Origin of the sequence: Dactylosporangium sp. CA-092794, assembly GCF_050948465.1 — a bacterium.
Classification (GTDB): Bacteria; Actinomycetota; Actinomycetes; order Mycobacteriales; family Micromonosporaceae; genus Dactylosporangium.
Window position 1 is genome coordinate 5,599,123 of record NZ_CP192044.1, and the last position, 19,712, is coordinate 5,618,834.

Sequence of the window (19,712 nt, forward strand, 5' to 3'; positions counted from 1 at the left end):
GTGAGCGCGCGCGGGGAGCATTGTCGTGGTTATGAGATGCTCTCATCGTTGGCGGTTGGCGGTACTGCTGCTCGCGCTCGGCCCGGGGCTGGCGGCGTGCGGCGGGGGCTCGCCGGAGGCTTCGTGGCAGTCGGCGGCGCCGGGTGCGTCGGTCCAGCCGTCGGCCGGCGGCGCGTCGCCGTCGTCCTCACCAGCGCCGGCCGGCAAGCCGGTGCACGTCCGGCTGTACGAGAAGGACGGCACGACGTACGGGGTGGGCATGCCGATCATCGCGTACCTGTCGGCGTCGATCACGAGCGCCAAGGAGTTCGCCGCGGCGACCCAGGTCACCGTCAACGGGACGCCGGTCCAGGGTGCGTGGTACTTCGAGAAGTCCACGATCTACGCCGGGTACCCGCTGGAGGCACACTACCGGCCGGCCGAGTACTGGCCGGCGCACGCCTCGATCAAGATGGACCTGGCCGTGAAGGGGCGGTCGGCGGGGCCCGGTCTGGTGTTCGACAACAGCCTGACCCTGGACATGGCGACCGGGGCCGCGAACATCGGCAAGGTCGACGGCAGTACCTTGCGCATGGTCGTGACCTCCGACGGCAAGCAGGTCTTCGACTTTCCAGTCTCGCTGGGGAAGGCGAGCACACCGACGTTCAACGGCGTCAAGGTCGTGATGGAGAAGGACGCGGTCGAGCGCATGGTCGGTGCGGACTACGACGAGCAGGTGCCCTGGTCGGTACGGATCACCAACTCCGGCGAGTTCGTCCACTCGGCCAGCTGGAACGGGGGCAACATCGGGCAGCGCAGCACCTCGCACGGGTGCACCAACCTCACCGAGGCCAACGCGAAGGCCTACTTCGACTTCGCGCAGGTCGGCGACGTGGTCAGCTACACGAATACCGGTGGACCGACCATGCCGACCTGGGACGGGTACGGCGACTGGAACGTGGCCTGGAGCACCTGGCAGGCCGGCGGCGCGGTGCCGGCCAGCTGAGCCTCGTGCCGCCGGAACATAATCTCGGCATGACAGCCTTGGCTCCACTACCGGCGTCGCGCGACGAGCTCGCCCGCGACGCCGCCGGTCTCGCGGTGATCGACCAGCGGTTCGACCTGGTCGCGGTTCCCCGCCCCGGCGCACTTCCTGCGCGTGTTCCGGGAGCAGTACGGGATGTCGCCGCGCGAGTTTCGCCAGCAGTAGCATTCCCCTGCCCGGCGTTACGCCGTCGTTGCGGGGAGCGCTTCATTCAGCTGAGGATGTTCGGGGGCGGGACCAGGCGGCGGAATGAGGCGGCGGCGGCCCGGATGGTGTCGGCGGCGTGGTGCAGGACCGGTTCGCCGTGGCCGGGCAGGAGGACGTCGACGTCCCGCTCGGCAAGGCCGATCACGGTGTTCGCGTACTGGTCGAGGCGGCAGTCGGGGATCGCCTGGATGCTGACCCGGCCGCCGGCGAAGAGGCAGTCTCCGCTGAAGAGCAGGCTCCGGCCGCGGGTGTGCACGAGGACGACCAGGTGGCCGTCGCAGTGTCCGGGTGCGGGCAGGAACTCGATTCGCAGGTCGCCCGCCGCGAGGGTCTCGCCGTCGAGGAGTACCCGGTCGATGGTCGCCGGGGTGAGCCGGTAGCCGGGCGGGTAGGCGCCGGCGGCGCGGGCCCGGGCGAGGCTGGTGCGCTCCTCGTCCGCGGTGGCGAGGGCGTCGGCGGTGACGGCGCTGGCGAGCAGGGGGATGCCGGCCGACCGGGCGGCGGCGGCGCCGCCGGCGTGGTCGGCGTGGTAGTGGGTGAGCGCCACGCCGGCCAGCGCCCGCGGGTCGCAGACCTCCGCCACGGCGGTGAGCCACCGGTCGGCGCCGAGGCCGGTGCCGGCGTCGACCAGGATGCCGCCGGCGCCGTCCCAGACCAGGTAGCAGTGGCAGTCGTGGGTGTCGGTGTACGCGCCGGGATGGGTGCCGCTGCCGACCAGCCACACCGAGTCGAGGATCGGGACGGCGCCCATGTCAGCGCCCCTCCGGGCGGACTGCGGTCCGGGTCATTGCGGCTCCAGGTCTGCGGCGGGTCGGCGGTGCAGGTCGGACATGACCTCGTAGCGGTCGGCGCGGTAGCGGGAGTGAGAGCGTTGCACCGCCCGGCCGTTGGTGTCGTAGAAGATGTCGATGATCTCCAGGGCGGGCGCCCCGGTCGACAGGCGCAGCAGTTGGGCGTCGCGGGAGGGTGCCGCGGCGGCTCGCACCCGGCGGCCGGCGGAGTCGACGATGACACCCGCCGAGGCGAGGATGCGGTGCAGCGAACCCTCCAGGTCGGCTCCCTCCAGCAACCGCTCGAAGCGGATCGGCAGGTGCCCCTCCTCCAGGCACATGGGCTCGTCGTCGGCGAAGCGCAGCCGCTCCAGGCGCATGACCGGGGTGCCGGCGGGCACGCCCAGGTCGTCGGCCACGTCGGCGGGCGCGGCGACCTGCTCCAGGGCGATGAGCCGGGAGCTGGGCCGCAGCCCGCGGCGGCGCATGTCTTCCGTGAACGAGGTGAGCCCGGGGCCCATCGCCACGGTCGGGCGGCGCACGAACGTGCCCAGTCCGGGGGCCCGCTCGACCCGGCCTTCGGCGGCGAGCGCGTCGAGCGCCTGCCGGACGGTCATCCGGCTGACCCCGAACCTCGTGGCGAGCTCCTTCTCGGCGGGCAGGCGCGAGCCGACGGGCAGGTCCCGGCATTCCTCGCGGAGGGCATTCGTGATCGCCACGTGTTTCGGCGTCGGCATGGTGTGATCATCCCGTATCAGTGCGTGTCTGCGACCACCGCGTCCCTCGATGGAAGCGCGACCACCCGTCCGGCGCGCCGTGAACCCCATGCTCACCTGCCCATATACCGGCTTGTGACCTTCGGGCCGTTGACCCGGTCTAGACCGCAACAGTACTCTCCGAAACAAGCTTCCGAAGCCCTAGCACCCGACTAGTCCGCTGGTCGAGATCTGTCGAGCTCCCTGGACACCCCAGGTCGCGACAATCACCATGAAAAGGTCGCGAAAGGAGAATATTCCGTCATGAGGTTCCATAAGCTGAGAAGAGCGGCATTAGGGGCGCTCGCCCTCGCGGTCGTCCTGCCGGCCGCCGCCTGTGGCGGATCGAGCGGCCCCGGTGGCGGCGGCGACAAGACGCTGACGCTCTGGCACATGGAGCAGCCGCCCAACCGCGTCGCCGCATTCCAGAAGATCATCGACGCCTACAACGCGACGAACCCCGAGTACAAGGTGCAGGCCCAGGTCCAGGACTGGAACCAGATCTACACCAAGATCTCCGGCGCCGTGCAGTCCAAGACCCAGCCGGACATCCTGTTCACGATCCCCGACTTCACCACCTACGTGCGCCCGCTGGGCGCCGTGCGGCCGGTCACCGCGCTGGTCAACGAGCTGGACAAGGAGCACACGTTCGGCGAGGCGGCCAAGGCGGCCTACCACGACAACAACGAGTACTGGGCGGTGCCGCTCTACGGCATGGTGCAGATGCTGTGGTACCGCAAGGACCTGTTCGCCAAGGCGGGCATCGCCGACGCGCCGAAGACCTGGAGCGAGCTGCTCGCCGACGCGCAGAAGCTGTCCAGCGGCAGCCAGAAGGGCATCGCCGTGCCGGCCGGCAAGAACCTCGCCACCGACCAGGTCATCTACAGCCTCATGCTCACCAACGGGGCGGGCAACTTCTTCACCGGCAGCGGCGAGGTCGCCTTCGACAAGCCGCAGACGGTGGCCGCCGTCAGCCTCTACGCCGACCTGCTCAAGCTGTCCCCGAGCGACGCGGGCAACTACTCCTGGGGTGAGCCGCAGGCGGCCTTCAACAGCGGCGGCGCCGCGATGGCGATCGAGAAGGGGCAGTACCTGGCGCCCTTCGAGAAGGAGTCCGGCCGGCCCGCGAGCGACCTCGGCTGCGCGCCGATCCCGCAGCCGGACACCGGCGGCAAGCCGGGCAGCATCTACTACTCCAACGCCGCGATGGTGCTGTCCCGGGACGACGCCCGGGCCAAGGGCGCGGAGGACTTCCTGCGGTTCGTGCTCAAGCCGGAGAACTACGGCCAGTTCCTCAACGCGGAGCCGGGCCTGTTCCTGCCGCTGACCGCGGACGGCGCGAAGGCCACGTCGTGGACCGGCAACGAGGTGATCAAGAAGTACCAGGGCTGCGTCGACGCGATGCTCGAGCAGTCCAAGTCCGGTGGCCTGTTCGGCTTCGTGGACGGCCAGTACGTCGGGTCGATCGGCAAGATCTCGGGCCAGAACATCCTGGCCCAGGTCGTGCAGCGGGTGTACAGCAACGGCGAGTCACCCGCCGCCGCCGTCAAGTGGGGCGACCAGCAGATGCGGGAGGCGGTCGCGCGGTGAGCACGCACTCGGTCCCGGGGGCGCGGGCGGTCCGCCTGCGCTCCCGGGCCGCCGGGCGCCGGCCCTGGAGCCGGCACCTGCTGGGGTACGCCCTGGTCGCCCCCCTGGTGGTCCTGATGGTCGGCGTCATCGGGTATCCGCTGCTCAACACGGTGCTGCTGAGCCTGCAGAACCAGGGCGTGGTGGGCAGCGGCTCCAGCTACGTCGGCCTGGAGAACTACCGGCGGGCCCTGTCCGACGGGGAGTTCTGGGCCTCGATCGGGCGGTCCGGCATCTGGCTGGCCGGCAACCTGGTGGTCCAGACGGTCGTCGCGTTCGTCACCGCGCTCGTGATCGGCGGCAACGGTCGCTGGGCCCGCGGCGCGCGGACCTGGACGCTGTTTCCGTGGGTCATCCCGACCGTGGCGGTCGCCGTCATCTGGCAGTGGCTCAGCAACAGCAGCTACGGCATCGTGCCCAAGGCCGCATCCGCGGTCGGCGTCGACGGGCTGGGCAGCCCGTTCGGCGACCGTGCGCTCGCCATGCCCGCATTGATCCTCATGAACAGCTGGCACTGGTTCCCGCTCGGCGCGGTGGTGATCTACGGCGCGCTACGCACCATCCCGGTCGAGGTCTACGAGGCGGCCCGGGTCGACGGCGCCAACGCCTGGCAGCTGTTCTGGCGGATCACGTTCCCGCTCCTGCAGCCGATCCTCTTCGCGCTGGGCCTGGTGGGCTCGCTGTGGTCGTTCAACATCGTCGACTCGATCTACCTGGTCACCAAGGGCGGGCCGGCGGACGCGACGACGACCGCGCCGGTCTTCATCTACAACAAGGCGTTCAGCGAGTTCCGGGCCAGCGACGCCGCGGCCGTCAGCGTCATCACGATCGTCCTGCTCGCCGCGGTCGCATTCTTCTACATCCGCGTCGCCCGGCCGAAGGAGGACCAGTGACATCCGTGTTGAACCGCCTGCCGCGAACGGTCGCGATGGCCGTGCTGGCGGTGGTGGTCCTCGGTCCGCTGTACTGGATCACGGTGTCCGCGTTCAAGGACCGCCAGGAAATCCTGCGCAGCACGCCGACGCTGATCCCGCAGCACCCGACGCTGGACAACTTCCGGGAGCTGTTCACCGCCACCGACTACCCGAGCTACCTGACCAACAGCTTCATCGTCGCGGTGCTCACCGCCCTGTTCACGATGATCGTCTCGTTCGCCGCCGCGCACGGTCTCTACCGGCTGCGCATCCCCGGCGCGGACAAGGTGGCCGGCCTGATCCTGGCCGCCTACATGATCCCCGGCACGCTGCTGCTCGTCCCGCTGTACCAGGTGTTCGCCGCGTTCGAGCTGATCGACACCCGCAACGCGCTGGTCATCGTGAACGTCGCGTTCACCGCGCCGTTCTGCACCTGGCTGCTGCGCGGGTTCCTCTTCGCGATCCCGCGCAGCCTCGACGAGGCCGCCGCCGTCGACGGCGCCGGGCCGGTGCGGATGATGCTGCGGATCATCCTGCCGCTGCTGGCTCCCGGACTGTCCACCGTGGGCGTGTACGCCTTCGTGTTCTCCTGGACCGAGTTCGTCTTCGCCTCACAGCTGCTGGTCAGCGACGACCTCAAGACGTTGCCGATCGGACTGAGCGCCATCATGGGCCAGTACACGGTCAACTGGGGCCTGCTCATGGCCGGCACACTCTGCACGATCGTCCCGGCGATCGTTCCGTTCCTGTTCGCCGGCCGGTACTTCGTCAGCGGCCTCGTCGCGGGGGCGGTCAAATGACGGCCAACGGATCCGGGCCGGCCGGGGCGGCGGTGACCGGCGCGGCGTACGCGGCCCGCGTGCAGCAGGTCCTCGCCGCCGCGATCGAGGCGGAGATGCAGCCGATCCGGCGGGCGGCCGAGGCGGTCGCCCGGTCGTTCGCCGCTGATGGCATCCTCTTCGTCTTCGGTAGCGGGCACTCGCACATGTTCGCCGAGGAGGCGTTTTACCGGGCCGGTGGCGCGGTGCGGGTGTGCCCGATCCTCAAGGGCCCGCACATGCTGCACGAGGGTGCCGTGCACAGCACGGAGCTGGAACGGCAGACCGGCCACGCCGAGGAGCTGTTGAAGGGGTACCGGCTCGACGGCGACCGGGACGTGCTGCTCATCGCCTCCAACTCGGGCGCCAACCCGCTGCCGAACGAGGTCGCCGAGGTGGCGCGCGGCCGGGGGGTGCCGCTCATCGCGATCACCTCCCGGCGCTACGCGACCTCGATCGACCGGCCCGGGCCGCGGCTGCACGACCTCGCCGACGTTGTGGTCGACAACCACTGCCCGCCAGGCGATGGCCTGGTCGAGCTCGGGCCCGGGCTGCCGGCCTGCGGGCCTTCGTCCACAGTGGTCGGTATGGCGCTGCTCAACGCCATCATCGTGGAGGCGCTGGGCATCCAGCTGCGCCGCGGCGAGACCCCGCAGGTGTTCATGAGCGCCAACATGACCGGCGCGGCCAGCCACAACAGCCGCTCGGTGCGAGCGATGTCCGCGCTCGTACCACACCTGTGACAACGCTTGAGAAGGGAGCACATCGTGAAGCTCAGTTTCGAGGTCTGGCCCAACATGCCGTGGGGGCGGCTGGAAGCCGCGGGCCCCGCCTGGAACTCCTGGGGTAACAAGCCGGCCGCCTGGTGCGTCGAGCAGACCGCCAAGTACGGCTACGACGGCGTCGACTTCATCTTCGCCAAGCTCCTGGAGATTCCCAAGGCGGAGTACGACGAGCAGCTACGGCAGGTGCGGGCGACCGCCGAGCGGGTCGGTATCGACATCGGCTACCTCGGGCACCACACCACGTTCGTCAGCCCGCGCGAGTTCGACCGCGAGCGGGGCATCGAGTCGTTCAAGAAGGCGCTGGACGCGGCCGCCGTGCTCGGCGCGAAGTCGGTGTGCACGCTGATCGGCGACGGCTACTACGACCCGCCGCTCAACGTGCTGCTGACCCGCAAGGAGGCGTGGCGGCAGTGCCGCGAGGCGATCACCGAGGTCGCCGCGCACGCGAGCAAGCTCGGGCTCAACGTGAGCATCGAGCTGCTGCAGGGCACCATCCTCAACCGGGTCGAGCTGATCGAGCGGATGTTCGACGAGATCGGCGCGAGCAACCTGCGGATGACCATGGACACCGGCGCGTTCTACGTCGCCGTCAAGCCGTTCATGAACGTCAAGGAGGCGATCAAGCGGCTCGGCCCGTACATCGACATCGTGCAGATCAAGGACGAGGTGGGCCTGCCGACCATCGTGCACTGCAACCACATCTGGTTCGGCGGCGGGCTGGTCGACTTCCGCGAGACGTACGAGGCCCTCGCGGAGATCAACTTTGCCGGGTACGTCAGCGTGGAATGGGAGGGCTGGCAGGTGGGCGGCACGATCGGCGTGGGCGAGCCCGCCGGTGTCGGCCTGGCCGACTTTGACCGGGTGGCCGAGGAGTCGCTGGAGTTCCTGGGCGAGTTCGGCTTCGTACCGCGGCGGGGCCGGTAGCGGTGGCAGGCGGCCTGCTCGTCGGCCTCGACCTCGGCACCACCGGAGCCAAGGCGGTCGTGGTCGACACCGCGGACGGTGCGGCGGTGGCGCGCGGCTACCGCGCGTACCCGTCGGCCACCACCCACCCGGGCTGGCACGAGCAGGACCCCGCCGACTGGTGGACCGCGTCGGCCGGCGCCCTGCGCGACGCGCTGGCAGCGGTGCCCGCCGGCGCGGTCGCCGGCATCGGACTCAGCGGCCACATGCACGCGCTGGCCCTGTTCGACGCCGCCGACAAGCCGGTGCGCCCGGCGATGACCTGGGCCGACCGGCGGGCCGAGGCGGAGGTGGCCCGCCTGCGGCGGCACGCCGAGCTGTTCCGCGAACGCTGCGGCAACCCGGTCGTCGAGGCGTTCACCGCGCCCAAGCTCGCCTGGCTGGCCACCCACGAGCCGGACGCGCTGCGCCGGGCCGCGCGGCTGGCGCAGCCCAAGGACGTCATCCGCCACCATCTCACCGGAGGCTGGGGCACGGATCCCTCGGACGCCGCCGGCAGCCTGCTGTTCGACGTCCGCCACGGCCGCTGGGATCCGCGGCTGTGGCAGCTGTGCGGCGCCGACCCGGACCTGGCCCTGCCGGTCGCAGCGTCCACGGCGGTGGTCGGCACGGTCGGCGCCGCCGCGGCCGACGTGACCGGGCTGCCCGCCGGGACGCCCGTCGTCGCCGGCGGCTCGGACGTCGCCTGCGCCGCGCTCGGCGGCGGGGCGGTCACCCCCGGCCGGGTGTACGTCAACGCCGGCACCGCCGCGCAGGTCGTCACCGCGCTGGGCGAACTGCGCACCGGCGGGCACTTCGTCTTCGCGCGGGCCGGCGCGGACGGGTTCCTCGGCATGGTCTCCGTCTACGCGGCCGGCCTCGGCATCCGCTGGTGCGAGGAGAACCTGCTGCCCGGACCGGCTGCCACGCCGGAGGGCCGGGCCGAGGCGCTGGCGGCGCAGAGCCCGCCCGGGGCGCGGGCGCTGACGTTCGTGCCGTACCTGCTCGGCACCAGCACGCCCACCCACGAACCCCGGGTCCGGGCCGCGCTGCTCGGCGCCGGACCCGCGCACGGCCCCGGTGACGTCGCCCGAGCCGCGCTCGAAGGCGTCGCGTACGCCTGCGCGGACGCGGTCGACCAGCTCGCCGCGATCACCGGCGAGGTCACCGAGGTACGCGTCGGCGGCGGTGTCGCCCGGTCGGCGATCTGGTGCGAATGCCTCGCCGCCGCCTTCGACCTACCCGTGCGGCGGATCTCGCACGACGCGTCGACGCGCGGCGCGGTGGCCCTGGCCGGCGCGGGCATCGGCGTGTGGCCCGGCATCGACGCGGCCTGCGCCGCCCTCGACGACAGCGAGCCGGTCGTCGTGCCGGAGCCGCACCGCGCCGCCTACCGGCGCGCCCGCGAACGGTACACCGCGGCCGCCGGGGCCGTGACCGCGCTCGGCCGCGACCCCGCGTTCGCCGAAGGGGTAGCGCCGTGACCGGCCTGCCGCTGCGCGTCGGCCCGGACGCGCTGCTCGCCGACGCCGCCCGGCTGATCGCGGTCGAAGGGCACGAGGACCACCCGAGGGCCGAACGGGCGGTCGCCGACCACCTGGCCGAGCGGCTCACCGCGCTCGGTGCCGCCGTCGCGCTGCAGCCCGTCGAGGGCGAACGGTGCAACGTGCTCGCCCGCGTCCGGGGTGCACGCCCCGGTCCCACGCTGATGCTCAACGCGCACCTGGACACCGTGCCGCCGTACGGCATGCCGGAGGCACTGTGCCCACGGATCGAGGACGGGCGGCTGTACGGCCGCGGCGCCGCCGACATGAAGGGCGCCCTCGCCGCGATGACCGCGGTCGTCGCCGCCCTCGCCGCCCCGGACGTATCCTTCGCCGGCGAGCTGCTGCTCACCGCGGTCGCCGGCGAGGAGAGCGGCAGCGCCGGCATGCGGGCGCTGGTCGCGGCCGGCGTCCGGGCCGACTTCGCCGTCGTCGGCGAGCCCACCCGGCTCAGGGTCGCGCGGGCGCACAAGGGCGCGCTCTGGGCCGAGGCGGCGTTCCGCGGCCGGGCCGCCCACGGCAGCGTGCCCGCCGAAGGCGTGAACGCGATCCACCACGCCGCCCGTTTCGTCAACCGGATCGAACGCGGACTCGCACCCGAGCTCGCCGGGCGCAGCCATCCGCTGCTGGGACCGGCGACCGTCAACGTCGGCGTCGTGACCGGCGGTGACCGCCCGCCCATGGTGCCGGCCGCGTGCCGGGTCCAGCTCGACCGCCGCTGGCTGCCCGGTGAACGCCACGAGGACGTGCTGGCCGAACTGCGGGCCATCGTGGACGACCTGCACCGTGACGATCCGGCCGTGGACGGCACGGTGAGCGAGATGCCGGGCACCGCCGCGTTCGTGCACACCCCGCTGGACACCCCGGCGGACGACCCGTACGTGCGGTTGCTCTGCGACGTCGCGCACCGGCACACCGGTGCAGGCGCCGAGCCGGTGGGCGTCCAGTTCTGGACCGACGGTGCGCTGCTGGCCGCGGGAACCGGTACCCCCACCGTCGTCTGCGGACCCGGTGACATCGCCCAGGCGCACACACTGTCGGAATGGGTGGCCGTCGAGCAGTTGCACCGGGCGGCCGAGGTCTACTTGTCACTGGCGGCGCGGATGCTGCACGTCCAGGCCGCCTGACATCGCAGCAGACAGGGAGGAACTGACCGTGGCCAGTACCGAACGCGGACCCGGCGGACTCCGCGCGGTCGAACGGACGGTGGCGGTGCTGAACGCGCTGGCCGAGAGTCCGGGCGGCGCCTCATTGACCGACGTGGTCCGGGTCACCGGCATCCCCACCACCACCTTGCACCGGATGCTCCGGATCCTCCGCGGCACCGCCCTGGTGCGGGAGACGCACGACGGCAGGTACGCGCTGGCGGCCGGCACGATGGTCCTCGCCCGCGCCTTCCTGGACGGCCTCGACCTGCGTCAGGAGGCCCGTGAGGTCATGCGCGACGTGGTGGACAGGACCGGCGAGACCTGCCACCTTGGCGTGCTCGCGGCCGCCCACGTGGTCTACATCGAAAAGATCGACAGCCCGCACCCGGTGCGCATGCACTCCCGGGTCGGGGGCAGCAACCCGGCGCTGACCACCGCGATCGGGCGGGCGATTCTGGCGTACTCGCCCGAACACATCCTGACCGAGGCCATCCGGGCGTCCGCGACGCTCGGCGGGCAACCCGTGCCCGAGCCGGGCCTGCAGGCGCTGCTGGCCGCCGTGCGGCAGGACGGCTACGCCAGTGACCTGCAGGACAACGAGCCGGGCATCTGCTGCGTCGGCGCGCCGGTCTTCGACCACGACGGCCGGGTGATCGCCGGGCTGAGCGTCTCCATGCCGGCCACCCGCTACGACCCGGAAGAGCATGTGAAGCACGGTGCGCGGATCCGGGCCGCGGCCGACGAGCTGTCGCACCGTCTGGGGTGGACCGGTGACCCGCCCGCCGGTCGTCCACAGCGGACGGTCGAGCGATGACGCCCGGACAGCGCGACTACGCCGTACGCTGCACGGCGTGCGCCGCCACCGCCACGTACCCGGCGTACCGCTGCGCCGGGTGCGGTGCGCCGCTCGTGCTCGACCTGGCCGCCCTCGCCCCGGGGCAGCACCGGCCCGGCGCGGGAATCGGCGTGTGGCGCTACGCCGGGATGCTGCCCCGGACCGGCCACGCGGTCAGCCTCGGCGAGGGCGGCACCGCGCTGGTCCCGCTCTCCCTCGGACCGTCCACCGTGTACGCCAAGCTGGAGTCGCTCAACCCCTCACTGTCCTTCAAGGACCGTGCGATGGCCCTCGCCGCGTCCGCCGCGCTCGACCTCGGCATCGAGGGGCTCGTCCTCGCCTCCAGCGGCAACGCGGCCGTCTCCGCCGCCACGTACGCGGCCGCCGCCGGCCTGCGCTGCCGCATCTTCTGCGCCACCGGCTCCGGCGCGTGGGCCAAGCTCGACGTCGCCCGCGCGCACGGTGCCGACGTCGAGGTGGTCGAGGGACACTACAGCGACGCGTACCGGCACGCCACCACGGCCGAGCAGGCCGGCTGGCTCAACGTCACCACCACGTACCGCAACCCGCTGCTCGCCGAGGCCTACCGGCCGCTCGCCGCCGAGCTCGTCGAGCAGCTCGGCGGGGCGCCGGACGTGGTGGTCGTCCCGATCGGCGCCGGGCCTCTGCTGCACGGTGTCCTGCGCGGTTTCCAGGACCTGTACGCCGCCGGCGCGACCACGTCGATCCCGAGGATGGCCGGCGTGCAGGCGGCCGCGTGCGCGCCGCTGGCCCGGGCCTGGCGCTCGGCGGACTGGCGGGCCGCGCTGAGCCGGCCGGTCGACGTCGCACCCACCGCCGCCGCGGCGATCGCGGACGCGCTGCACGGCTACGCCGACGAGGGGCTGCTGACCCTGTGCGCGGTACGCGACAGCGGCGGCGAGATCGTCGCCGTGGACGAGGCCGCGATCACCGCGGCCCAGCACGAGCTCGCCCACCGGGGCCTGCTCGTGGAACCGGCCGCGGCGACCGCCCTGGCCGCCCTGGCCACACCCGCCGTCGCGGCGCTCACCGGAGCCGACCCGGCCGCCCGGGTCGTGCTCCTGCTGACCGGGCACGGCGCCAAGGAACCGCACCGAGCAGGAGAGTGACCATGAGCCCCACGGTGGTGATCGCCGGCGTCGGCCGGTTCGGCATGCTGCACGCACGGGTGTGGCGCGAGGCCGGCGCGCGCATCGTCGGACTCGCCGACCCCGACCCGGAGCGGCTCGCCGTCGCGGCCCGCACGCACGAGGTCGCGCAGACCGACCCGGAGCTGGCCGCGCTGCTCGCCCGGCAGCCCGCCGACATCGTCGTGGTCGCCTCCGACGAGGCCAGTCACGCCGACCTCGCCGTCGCGGCGCTGACGGCCGGCAGCCACGCCTTCGTGGAAAAGCCCCTCGCACTGTCCACAGCGGACGCGCAACGGATCGCCGCCGCCGCGGCCGCCCACGATCGCCAGGTGATCGCCGGCCACCTGTCCCGGTTCGCCGCGCCGATGGCCCGGATGCGCGCCCGGATCGCCGGCGGCGCGATCGGCACCCTCTGCGCCTTGCGGCTACGCCGCGACTTCAGCCGGGCGTGGTACGCGTCCTTCGGCGACCGCGTCCACCCGGTGTGGGAGTCCTGCATCCACGACATCGACCTGGCGATCTCCTTCACCGGCCGCCCGGTGCGGCGGGTGATGGCCATGCACGCCGCCGCGGCGGGCCCGGCGCGGTCGAGCGTGATCAGTGCCCTGCTGGAGTTCGACGGCGGCGTCATCGCCACGATCGAGTCCGCCTGGCTGGTCCCGCCCGGCGCACCCGCCACCCTGGATGACGGCCCGCTGGCCCTCGACGGCGCGATCGTCGGCGAGGCGGAGGCGCTCGGCCTGGCCGGCGTGCTCCGGCAACGGCTGGTCAGCGACGCCCTGGTGGAATGGACCGGCACCGGCGTCCAGGTTCCCGACATGTCGCTGTGGCCCGAGGAGGACGGCGTCATCGGCGGCGCCCTGCGCCGCGAGGTCGGCTACGCCGTCGAGGTCTGCGCCGGCCGCCGCCCACCCGACGTCATGCCACTGCGCGAGGCCTGCTGGGGCGTAGCCGCCGCCGAAGCCATCGTCGCGTCACTCCACACCGCCAACCCGGTCGAGCTCGACCAATCCCACTGACCGCCGGCACCGGCCGCCCGCCTCCGCCGCCGGTCGTCACAAGCTGGATGGTCGAGCGGCTAGACTGGGGAGTGGCTCTTACGCACAAGGAAATCTTCGAACGGTACGTGTACGCCGGTGCGATCACCCGGAATCCGGACGCGATCGCCGCGATGTTCACCGAAGACGGCGTGTTGGACGCGCCCCTGGTTCCCGACGGCCATCCGTTGCACCGGCGCCTGGTGGGCCGCGACGCGATCCGGACCGGGACCAGCGTGTATCACCAGCAACCGACCTACCCGGGCACGATGAACCTGGAGCGGTCCGCCTACGTCCTGCACGACACCTCGGATCCCGACGTCTTCATTGCCGAGATCGATGTCGCCTTCGACGAAGCCGACGGGCGACAGACCACGATGTCGCTCGTGCAGATCTTTCGCCTCCGCGACGGGCAGATCGCCATGCTTCGCGACTACTTCGCGGAGCTGCCATCCGCCGCCGACGGCCACTCGAGCTGATCCCTCGGACGGGGCGGATGTATGTCTCCGTGATCATGATGTGCGCGGTGACCGAACCACGGGTTTGCCACGATCCCGGAGACTTGTGGTACACGGGGGTACATCAGCGCTCCGTGATCATGAAAAACCGTTGGTGTCGGCGGCGGGTACGGCATGATCGCGGAGACTTCCGGTCGCTGCGCGTTTCAGTGCCCGGTCGGCGGGCGTGCGGCGTGGGTCCGGATGAGTCCGTCGACGCCGCGGAGGAAGGTCTCGCAGATCAGTACCCGGTCGAACAGGCAGCCGGCCGCCATGGCGCCGTCGCGGAGCATGACGAAGTGCTGCGCGGCCGGCTCGGCCTCGGCTTGCTCGATGCTCGCCATCAAGGTGCTGATCGTGTCGAGGAACCACTGCCGGTGCGCGAGGACGGCTTGGTGCACGGGGTGGTCGGGGTTGGGGTACTCGGCCACGGCGTTGAGGAAGGCGCAGCCGCGAAAGCCGGGGGACTGGATGCCCTGGGCGATCGACTCCGCAACGGCCCGGAGGGCGTCGGGCGCCGGTAGGTCGGCGGTGATGGCCGTGTCCACCTGGCCGCGGATGGCTTGATCGGCCGCCTGCAGGTAAGCGAGGACGAGATCCTCCTTGCCGGGGAAGTGCCGATAGAACGTGGCCCGGGTCACGTTCGCCTCGCCGATGATCCGATCGACGCCGACCGAGTGGATTCCCTCCATGTAGAAAATCCTGGTCGCCGTCTCGAGGAGCCGCTGTCGGGCCTGGGACGGGCGGGCGTCGGTCTCGGTGCGTGCCATGAGCCCATAGTAGTGATAGAACGTTCGGTCTTGACAAGACGGCACCAGGGCGTCATTGTTGGTCGAGACAGAACGTTCGTTCTACAGGTTGGATCGTGATGACCACTCTTGCCGCAGCACCAGGCCTCTCGACGACGGCGTCCGCCCTGCGGCGGCTGTACTTCGTCCGCTTCGGGTTCGCGATCGTCTGGGCCCTCGTGATGATCCCGCTCGCCAAGCACCTCAATCCGCTCACCGGCACGCTGCTGGTGATCTACCCGCTGTTCGACGTGGCCGCCGCCATCATCGACGCCCGCGCGTCGCGGGTCACCGGATCGCCCGCCCTGCTGTACGTGAACATCGTGGTCAGCCTGCTCGCCGCGGCCGGCCTGGCCTTCGCCAGCGCCTCCGGCGTCCCGGCGGTCCTGCGCGTGTGGGGCGCCTGGGCGGTCGTGGCCGGGCTGGTCCAGCTGATCGTGGCGGTCACCCGCCGCAAGATGGGCGGCCAGTGGCCGATGATCATCAGTGGTGGTATCTCCGTCCTCGCCGGTGGGTCGTTCATCGCCGCCGCCTCCGCGGACAGTCCGGCGCTGACCAACGCGGTCGGCTATGCCATCCCCGGCGCCATCTTCTTCCTGATCTCGGCCATCCGGCTGGGCCGCGCGGCGAAGGGAAACTGACGTGGAGACCGCGACGTACGACGTCGTCGTCATCGGCGCGGGGCCGGTCGGGGAGAACGTCGCCGATCGGGTCGTGCGGGGCGGCCTGACCGCCGCCATCGTCGAGCGGGAACTGGTCGGCGGTGAGTGCTCCTACTGGGCCTGCATGCCGACCAAGGCGTTGCTGCGCAGCGCGACCGCGCTGCGGGCGGCCCGCCGGCTGCCCGGCGCGCGTGAGGCGGTGACGGGCGACCTGGATGCGGCCGCCGTGCTGCGCCGCCGGGGCTCCTTCGCCTCGAACTGGTCGGACGCCGGACAGGTGTCCTGGCTCGACTCGGCCGGGATCGCGCTGTACCGCGGCCAGGGGCGGATCGGCTCCGACCGGGTCGTCGAGGTGATCGGCGAGGACGGTGTCACGACCTCGCTCACCGCCCGGCACGCGGTCGTCGTCGCGACCGGCAGCAGCGCCCTGGTCCCGGACGTCACCGGTCTGCGCGAGGCGGCACCGTGGACCAGCCGGCAGGCGGCCGCCGCGACCGAAATTCCCGGCCGGCTCGCCGTCATCGGTGGTGGCGTGGTGGCCGCGGAGATGGCGACCGCGTTCGCGAGCCTCGGATCCGTGGTGACGGTGCTGGCCCGTGACGGAGTGCTGCCGCTGGCGGAGCCGTTCGCCGGCGAGCGGGTCACGCAGTCGTTGCGGGATGCCGGTGTGTCGGTACGCCTCGGCGCCGAGGCCGCGTCGGCGCACCGGGGCGGCGACGGCACGGTGCACGTCACGCTCGCCGACGGCGAGCGGGTCGACGCCGACGAACTGCTGGTCGCGATCGGCCGCACGCCGAACACGCAGGACATCGGCCTGGACCGGATCGGCCTGAAGGCCGGTGGCTGGCTCACGGTCGACGACACGTTGCGGGTCGTGGGCGAGGACGGGGCGCCGGTCGGCGGCGGGTGGCTGTACGCGGCCGGCGACGTCAACCGGCGCGCGCTGCTGACCCACCAGGGCAAGTACCAGGCTCGCGCGGTGGGCGACGTCATCGTGGCGCGGGCCAAGGGCGAGGCGGTCGAGGACGGCCGGTGGGGCCGGCATGTCGCGACGGCCGACGAGCGGGCCGTGCCGCAGGTCGTCTTCACCGACCCGGAGGTCGCGTCGGTGGGGCTGACCGCGGCCGCCGCCGAGGCTGCCGGGCTGCGGATCCGGGTGGTCGACTACGACCTGGCCGCCGTCGCGGGATCCGCGCTGCACGCCGACGGGTACCAGGGGCACGCCCGGATGGTCGTCGACGAGGACCGGCAGGTGATCGCCGGCTGCACGCTCGTCGGCCCGGACGTCGCGGAACTCCTGCACGCCGCGACGATCGCGGTCGTCGGCGAGGTCCCGCTGGACCGGCTGTGGCACGCCGTTCCCGCATACCCGACCGTCAGCGAGATCTGGCTGCGCCTCCTGGAGGCGTACGGCCGCTGACAGCGAGCCGGGTAAGCCGGCGGGCCCTGGCTGGTGGAGCGGGCCGAGCGGCCGTCGGCGGAGAAGGGCCTCAGGCGGTGATCGGCCGCGCCTGCACGATCCACAGCCGGCCGGCGGGGCGGGCGTCGTCGAGCACCCATTCCACGTCGACCGGCCGGCCCTCGTGGCGCTCTACCCGGCGTACCGCCGCCGCGACAGCCATGATCTGCGCCTCGTTCAGCACGGGCCGGTTGCGCAGCGGCTCCGGGACGGGCACCGTCCGGATCGGCCCGCCGGCCGGGTCAGGGCCGGACATCACCGTCTTGTGCGCGACGTCGTGCCGCTCGACGCGCCCGCCGACGGTGTCGACCTCCACGTGGTCGGGCGTGACCAGGCCCTGCACGACCGCCTCGCCCCAGCCCCAGTTCGCCTCGATCAGCACCCGGTCGCGCCGGGCGGTGACCGGATGCGCGGAGAACGCGATGCCGGAGCAGCGCGCCGGCACCAGCTCGAGCACGCCGACCGCCATCGGCATGTCCACCGCCCCGGCCGCCCGGCGGCGCCGGTAGGCCAGCGCGCGCGGCGCGTACAGGCTCGCCCAGCAGCCGCGCACCGCCTCGACCACCGCGTCGGCCCCGTGGACGCCGAGGACCGTGTCGAAGACGCCGGCGAAGCTCGCCGCGCCGCCGTCCTCGCCCACCGCGGAGCTGCGCACGGCGACCGGCAGGCCGTCCCGGCCCCGCTCCTCGCACAGCGCCCGGTAGGCGGCGGCGACGGCGTCCCGGACGGGCCCGGCGACCGGCGTCGCGGCGAACGCCTCCCGCAGCCGCCCGGCCGCCGCCTCCAGGGCCGCCTCGTCGTCCGCGCGGAGGGCGGCGCCGACCCGGCCGGCCAGCTCGTCCAGCCCGGTCTCGGCGAGGTGGCGCCGGTAGGCCGGCACGGTGACGGCGTAGCCCGCCGGCACGGCGAACCCGGCCCGCCGCAGCCCGGCGAGGCCGCTCAGCTTGCCGCCCACAACGCCCGCCGGTGCCGGCTCGTCGAGCCCGACCACCAGGCCGGTCGCGGCGGCGTTCACCAGGCCCGCCGGCGGTGCACGGCGACGGTCCCCGCGGTGCCGTCGACGACCACGTCGTCGCCGTCGCGGATCAGCGCGGTGGCCCGGCCGCACGCGGTCACCGTCGGCACGCCGTACTCCCGCCCCACGATCGCGGCGTGGGAGAGCATCCCGCCGCCGTCGCAGACGCAGCCGGCGATCTTGGCGAACGCGGGCGTCCAGTTCGGCGACGTGGACTCGCAGACCAGGATCTCGCCCGGGGCGATGCGGTGCAGCCCGTCGGCGTCGGTGAGCACCCGGGCCGGGCCCCGCCCGACGCCCCGCGCGGCCGCCATCCCCCGCAGCACGAGATCCCCCGGCCCGGGCTCGGGGGCGGCCGGACCGGCCGCCGCGTCGAGGAAGCCCCGGCTCAGGCCGAAGACCTCCACCAGGATCGGGTCGTCGAGCGCGCCGTCGGCCGAGCCGAGCACCTTCGGCATGTCCGGGCGGCGGCGGTGCCAGTGCGCGAAGTACTGCCGTCGCTGCTCGACCAGCCCGGCCAGCGGGCGGTAGGGCGCGCCGTCGGCGACCGCGAGCAGCTCCGGCCAGAACAGGAACGTCGTGTCGTCCGGCCGCTGGGCGCCGGCCCGCGCGGCGAGCTCCCGGGCCGCCCAGCGCATCGGCAGCGCGATCCGCAGGTCGATGACCGGATTGTGCTCGTCCTGCCACCACGCGAAGTTCGCCGCGCGCACCGAGGCCAGCGCGACGTCGAACGCGCGCCGCCGGCCCGGGCCCAGCCGCGTGCGGGCGGCGTCGAGCGCGGCCCCACGCTCCTGCAGCGCCGCGGCCCGGGCGGCGTCGAAGTCGTGCTCGGCGGGCATCCGCAGCAGCGTGCGCACGGTGCCGAGCACCGGCGTCGGGTCCTCGATCCAGCTCGGCAGCGCCACGTCGAACGAGCCCTCGGTGCGCTGGCCGTGCGCGTGGAGGAAGTCGTCGAGCCGGGCCAGCCACCCGGCGGCGGCGCCACCGGCCGCGGCCAGCGCCCCGGCGAGGTCCTCGGGCTCGGTGGCGGCGAACAGCGGTGCCAGCCCGGCCGTGCGGGCCTGCCCGCTCAGCTCGGCCAGCGCCCGGTCGGTGCGCATGATCCGGGTGTCGTCGCCGAGCAGGAACTTGGCGATCTCGTCCGGGCCGATATCAAGGTCCCGGCAGACCTCGGCGAAGCGCAGGTGGTTGACCAGCAGGGGGTACATCATCTCGAAGTGGATCTCGAGGGCGCGGCGGTGGAACCGGCGCGCCTCACGCAGGTAGCCGGCGAGCTCCGGGGCCGCCAATGCGGGCAGCGCGACGCCGGCCAGGTAGTCCCAGGCGGTGTCGAGCTCCTCGACCCGCTCCCGCCACCGGGCCCGGAACGAGGCGACGAACCGCGGCAGCCGGCGGTCGGCGCGCAGCTCCCGCGCCTGGCGCTCGCGGGCCGAGGCGACCGGGATCGCCGAGGCGTAGGGGTGGGTGCCGGCCAGGCGCTGCGCGATGCCCCGGCCGGCCGGCAGCGGCAGGATCTCGGCGCCGACCTGCGCGCCCCAGTTGAACGCGTCCTCGCCCGACACCAGCCCCAGCGGCGTCAGGCCGCGCGGCCAGTGGAAGTCCAGCAGCCAGAACCGGTCCTCGTCGCCGGCCTCGAATGGCCGCAGCGCGTCGACGGCGAAGGGGGCACGGTTCGCGGCCGGGTCGAATCCCGGGTACCACTCCTCGGTGACGAACACCCCGTCACCTCCCC

19 protein-coding genes are annotated in these 19,712 nt (G+C 72.9%); 14 read left to right on the top strand and 5 right to left on the bottom strand.

Annotation, left to right across the window (positions count from 1 at the left end):
• Positions 1-55 precede the first annotated feature (55 nt).
• Positions 56-985, top strand: a complete 930-nt coding sequence (locus tag ACQPXD_RS24040) for a L,D-transpeptidase (protein ID WP_432842153.1) — start codon at positions 56-58, stop codon at positions 983-985.
• A gap of 250 nt (positions 986-1,235) precedes the next feature.
• Here ACQPXD_RS24040 and ACQPXD_RS24045 read toward each other — a convergent pair whose 3' ends face one another.
• Both ACQPXD_RS24045 and ACQPXD_RS24050 read right to left on the bottom strand, forming a co-directional pair.
• Positions 1,236-1,982 (bottom strand): MBL fold metallo-hydrolase, encoded by a 747-nt coding sequence (locus ACQPXD_RS24045; protein WP_432842155.1) that lies wholly within the window; start codon positions 1,980-1,982, stop codon positions 1,236-1,238.
• A 33-nt stretch (positions 1,983-2,015) separates the two neighbouring features.
• Positions 2,016-2,738: a GntR family transcriptional regulator gene (locus tag ACQPXD_RS24050; RefSeq protein WP_432842157.1), complete on the bottom strand. Its 723-nt coding sequence runs from the start codon at positions 2,736-2,738 to the stop codon at positions 2,016-2,018.
• Positions 2,739-3,020: 282 nt separating this feature from the next.
• Between ACQPXD_RS24050 and ACQPXD_RS24055 the strand changes: the two genes are divergently transcribed.
• From ACQPXD_RS24055 to ACQPXD_RS24105, 11 genes are all read left to right on the top strand, one after another.
• Positions 3,021-4,346, top strand: coding sequence for an ABC transporter substrate-binding protein (locus tag ACQPXD_RS24055; RefSeq protein WP_432842159.1), 1,326 nt, complete (start codon positions 3,021-3,023; stop codon positions 4,344-4,346).
• Positions 4,343-5,278 carry a carbohydrate ABC transporter permease gene (locus tag ACQPXD_RS24060; RefSeq protein WP_432842161.1) on the top strand — a complete coding sequence of 312 codons (936 nt, stop codon included), beginning with the start codon at positions 4,343-4,345 and terminating at the stop codon, positions 5,276-5,278. The genes ACQPXD_RS24055 and ACQPXD_RS24060 overlap by 4 nt, the downstream gene beginning before the upstream one ends.
• Positions 5,275-6,099, top strand: coding sequence for a carbohydrate ABC transporter permease (locus ACQPXD_RS24065; RefSeq protein ID WP_432842163.1), 825 nt, complete (start codon positions 5,275-5,277; stop codon positions 6,097-6,099). The genes ACQPXD_RS24060 and ACQPXD_RS24065 overlap by 4 nt, the downstream gene beginning before the upstream one ends.
• A complete protein-coding gene (locus ACQPXD_RS24070) occupies positions 6,096-6,860 on the top strand; it encodes a sugar isomerase domain-containing protein (protein WP_432842165.1) in 765 nt (254 codons plus the stop codon). The genes ACQPXD_RS24065 and ACQPXD_RS24070 overlap by 4 nt, the downstream gene beginning before the upstream one ends.
• Positions 6,861-6,884: 24 nt before the next feature.
• The gene (locus ACQPXD_RS24075) at positions 6,885-7,826 is read left to right on the top strand and encodes a sugar phosphate isomerase/epimerase family protein (protein ID WP_432842167.1); all 942 of its coding nucleotides are present in this window, start codon (positions 6,885-6,887) and stop codon (positions 7,824-7,826) included.
• Between the two features lie 2 nt (positions 7,827-7,828).
• A complete protein-coding gene (locus tag ACQPXD_RS24080; protein ID WP_432842169.1) occupies positions 7,829-9,328 on the top strand; it encodes a xylulokinase in 1,500 nt (499 codons plus the stop codon).
• Positions 9,325-10,515 carry a M20 family metallopeptidase gene (locus ACQPXD_RS24085; protein ID WP_432842171.1) on the top strand — a complete coding sequence of 397 codons (1,191 nt, stop codon included), beginning with the start codon at positions 9,325-9,327 and terminating at the stop codon, positions 10,513-10,515. The genes ACQPXD_RS24080 and ACQPXD_RS24085 overlap by 4 nt, the downstream gene beginning before the upstream one ends.
• Before the next feature lie 28 nt (positions 10,516-10,543).
• The gene (locus ACQPXD_RS24090; RefSeq protein WP_432842173.1) at positions 10,544-11,350 is read left to right on the top strand and encodes an IclR family transcriptional regulator; all 807 of its coding nucleotides are present in this window, start codon (positions 10,544-10,546) and stop codon (positions 11,348-11,350) included.
• Positions 11,347-12,501: a pyridoxal-phosphate dependent enzyme gene (locus tag ACQPXD_RS24095; RefSeq protein WP_432842175.1), complete on the top strand. Its 1,155-nt coding sequence runs from the start codon at positions 11,347-11,349 to the stop codon at positions 12,499-12,501. The genes ACQPXD_RS24090 and ACQPXD_RS24095 overlap by 4 nt, the downstream gene beginning before the upstream one ends.
• Positions 12,502-12,503: 2 nt before the next feature.
• Positions 12,504-13,541 carry a Gfo/Idh/MocA family protein gene (locus ACQPXD_RS24100; protein ID WP_432842177.1) on the top strand — a complete coding sequence of 346 codons (1,038 nt, stop codon included), beginning with the start codon at positions 12,504-12,506 and terminating at the stop codon, positions 13,539-13,541.
• A gap of 107 nt (positions 13,542-13,648) precedes the next feature.
• Entirely contained in the window at positions 13,649-14,038 is a 390-nt protein-coding gene (locus ACQPXD_RS24105; protein ID WP_432842179.1) for a nuclear transport factor 2 family protein, read from the top strand.
• A gap of 185 nt (positions 14,039-14,223) precedes the next feature.
• Here ACQPXD_RS24105 and ACQPXD_RS24110 read toward each other — a convergent pair whose 3' ends face one another.
• A complete protein-coding gene (locus tag ACQPXD_RS24110) occupies positions 14,224-14,826 on the bottom strand; it encodes a TetR/AcrR family transcriptional regulator (protein WP_432842181.1) in 603 nt (200 codons plus the stop codon).
• 98 nt (positions 14,827-14,924) lie between these two features.
• Between ACQPXD_RS24110 and ACQPXD_RS24115 the strand changes: the two genes are divergently transcribed.
• Together ACQPXD_RS24115 and ACQPXD_RS24120 are read left to right on the top strand one after the other, a co-directional pair.
• Positions 14,925-15,485 (top strand): hypothetical protein, encoded by a 561-nt coding sequence (locus ACQPXD_RS24115; protein ID WP_432842183.1) that lies wholly within the window; start codon positions 14,925-14,927, stop codon positions 15,483-15,485.
• A gap of 1 nt (position 15,486) precedes the next feature.
• Complete coding sequence (locus tag ACQPXD_RS24120) at positions 15,487-16,926, top strand: dihydrolipoyl dehydrogenase family protein (RefSeq protein WP_432842185.1); 1,440 nt, start codon at positions 15,487-15,489, stop codon at positions 16,924-16,926.
• A 70-nt stretch (positions 16,927-16,996) separates the two neighbouring features.
• Here ACQPXD_RS24120 and ACQPXD_RS24125 read toward each other — a convergent pair whose 3' ends face one another.
• Positions 16,997-17,980, bottom strand: a complete 984-nt coding sequence (locus ACQPXD_RS24125; protein WP_432842187.1) for a PEP/pyruvate-binding domain-containing protein — start codon at positions 17,978-17,980, stop codon at positions 16,997-16,999.
• The gene (locus ACQPXD_RS24130) at positions 17,977-19,698 is read right to left on the bottom strand and encodes a PEP-utilizing enzyme (RefSeq protein WP_432842189.1); all 1,722 of its coding nucleotides are present in this window, start codon (positions 19,696-19,698) and stop codon (positions 17,977-17,979) included. The genes ACQPXD_RS24125 and ACQPXD_RS24130 overlap by 4 nt, the downstream gene beginning before the upstream one ends.
• Positions 19,699-19,712: the final 14 nt, after the last annotated feature.

Bases quoted from the DNA above. Each gene is read 5' to 3' on its own strand.
- ACQPXD_RS24115 (WP_432842183.1), top strand. From the start codon at position 14,925: ATGACCACTCTTGCCGCAGCACCAGGCCTCTCGACGACGGCGTCCGCC.
- ACQPXD_RS24110 (WP_432842181.1), bottom strand. From the start codon at position 14,826: ATGGCACGCACCGAGACCGACGCCCGCCCGTCCCAGGCCCGACAGCGG.
- ACQPXD_RS24045 (WP_432842155.1), bottom strand. From the start codon at position 1,982: ATGGGCGCCGTCCCGATCCTCGACTCGGTGTGGCTGGTCGGCAGCGGC.
- ACQPXD_RS24055 (WP_432842159.1), top strand. From the start codon at position 3,021: ATGAGGTTCCATAAGCTGAGAAGAGCGGCATTAGGGGCGCTCGCCCTC.
- ACQPXD_RS24095 (WP_432842175.1), top strand. From the start codon at position 11,347: ATGACGCCCGGACAGCGCGACTACGCCGTACGCTGCACGGCGTGCGCC.
- ACQPXD_RS24050 (WP_432842157.1), bottom strand. From the start codon at position 2,738: ATGCCGACGCCGAAACACGTGGCGATCACGAATGCCCTCCGCGAGGAA.
- ACQPXD_RS24070 (WP_432842165.1), top strand. From the start codon at position 6,096: ATGACGGCCAACGGATCCGGGCCGGCCGGGGCGGCGGTGACCGGCGCG.
- ACQPXD_RS24100 (WP_432842177.1), top strand. From the start codon at position 12,504: ATGAGCCCCACGGTGGTGATCGCCGGCGTCGGCCGGTTCGGCATGCTG.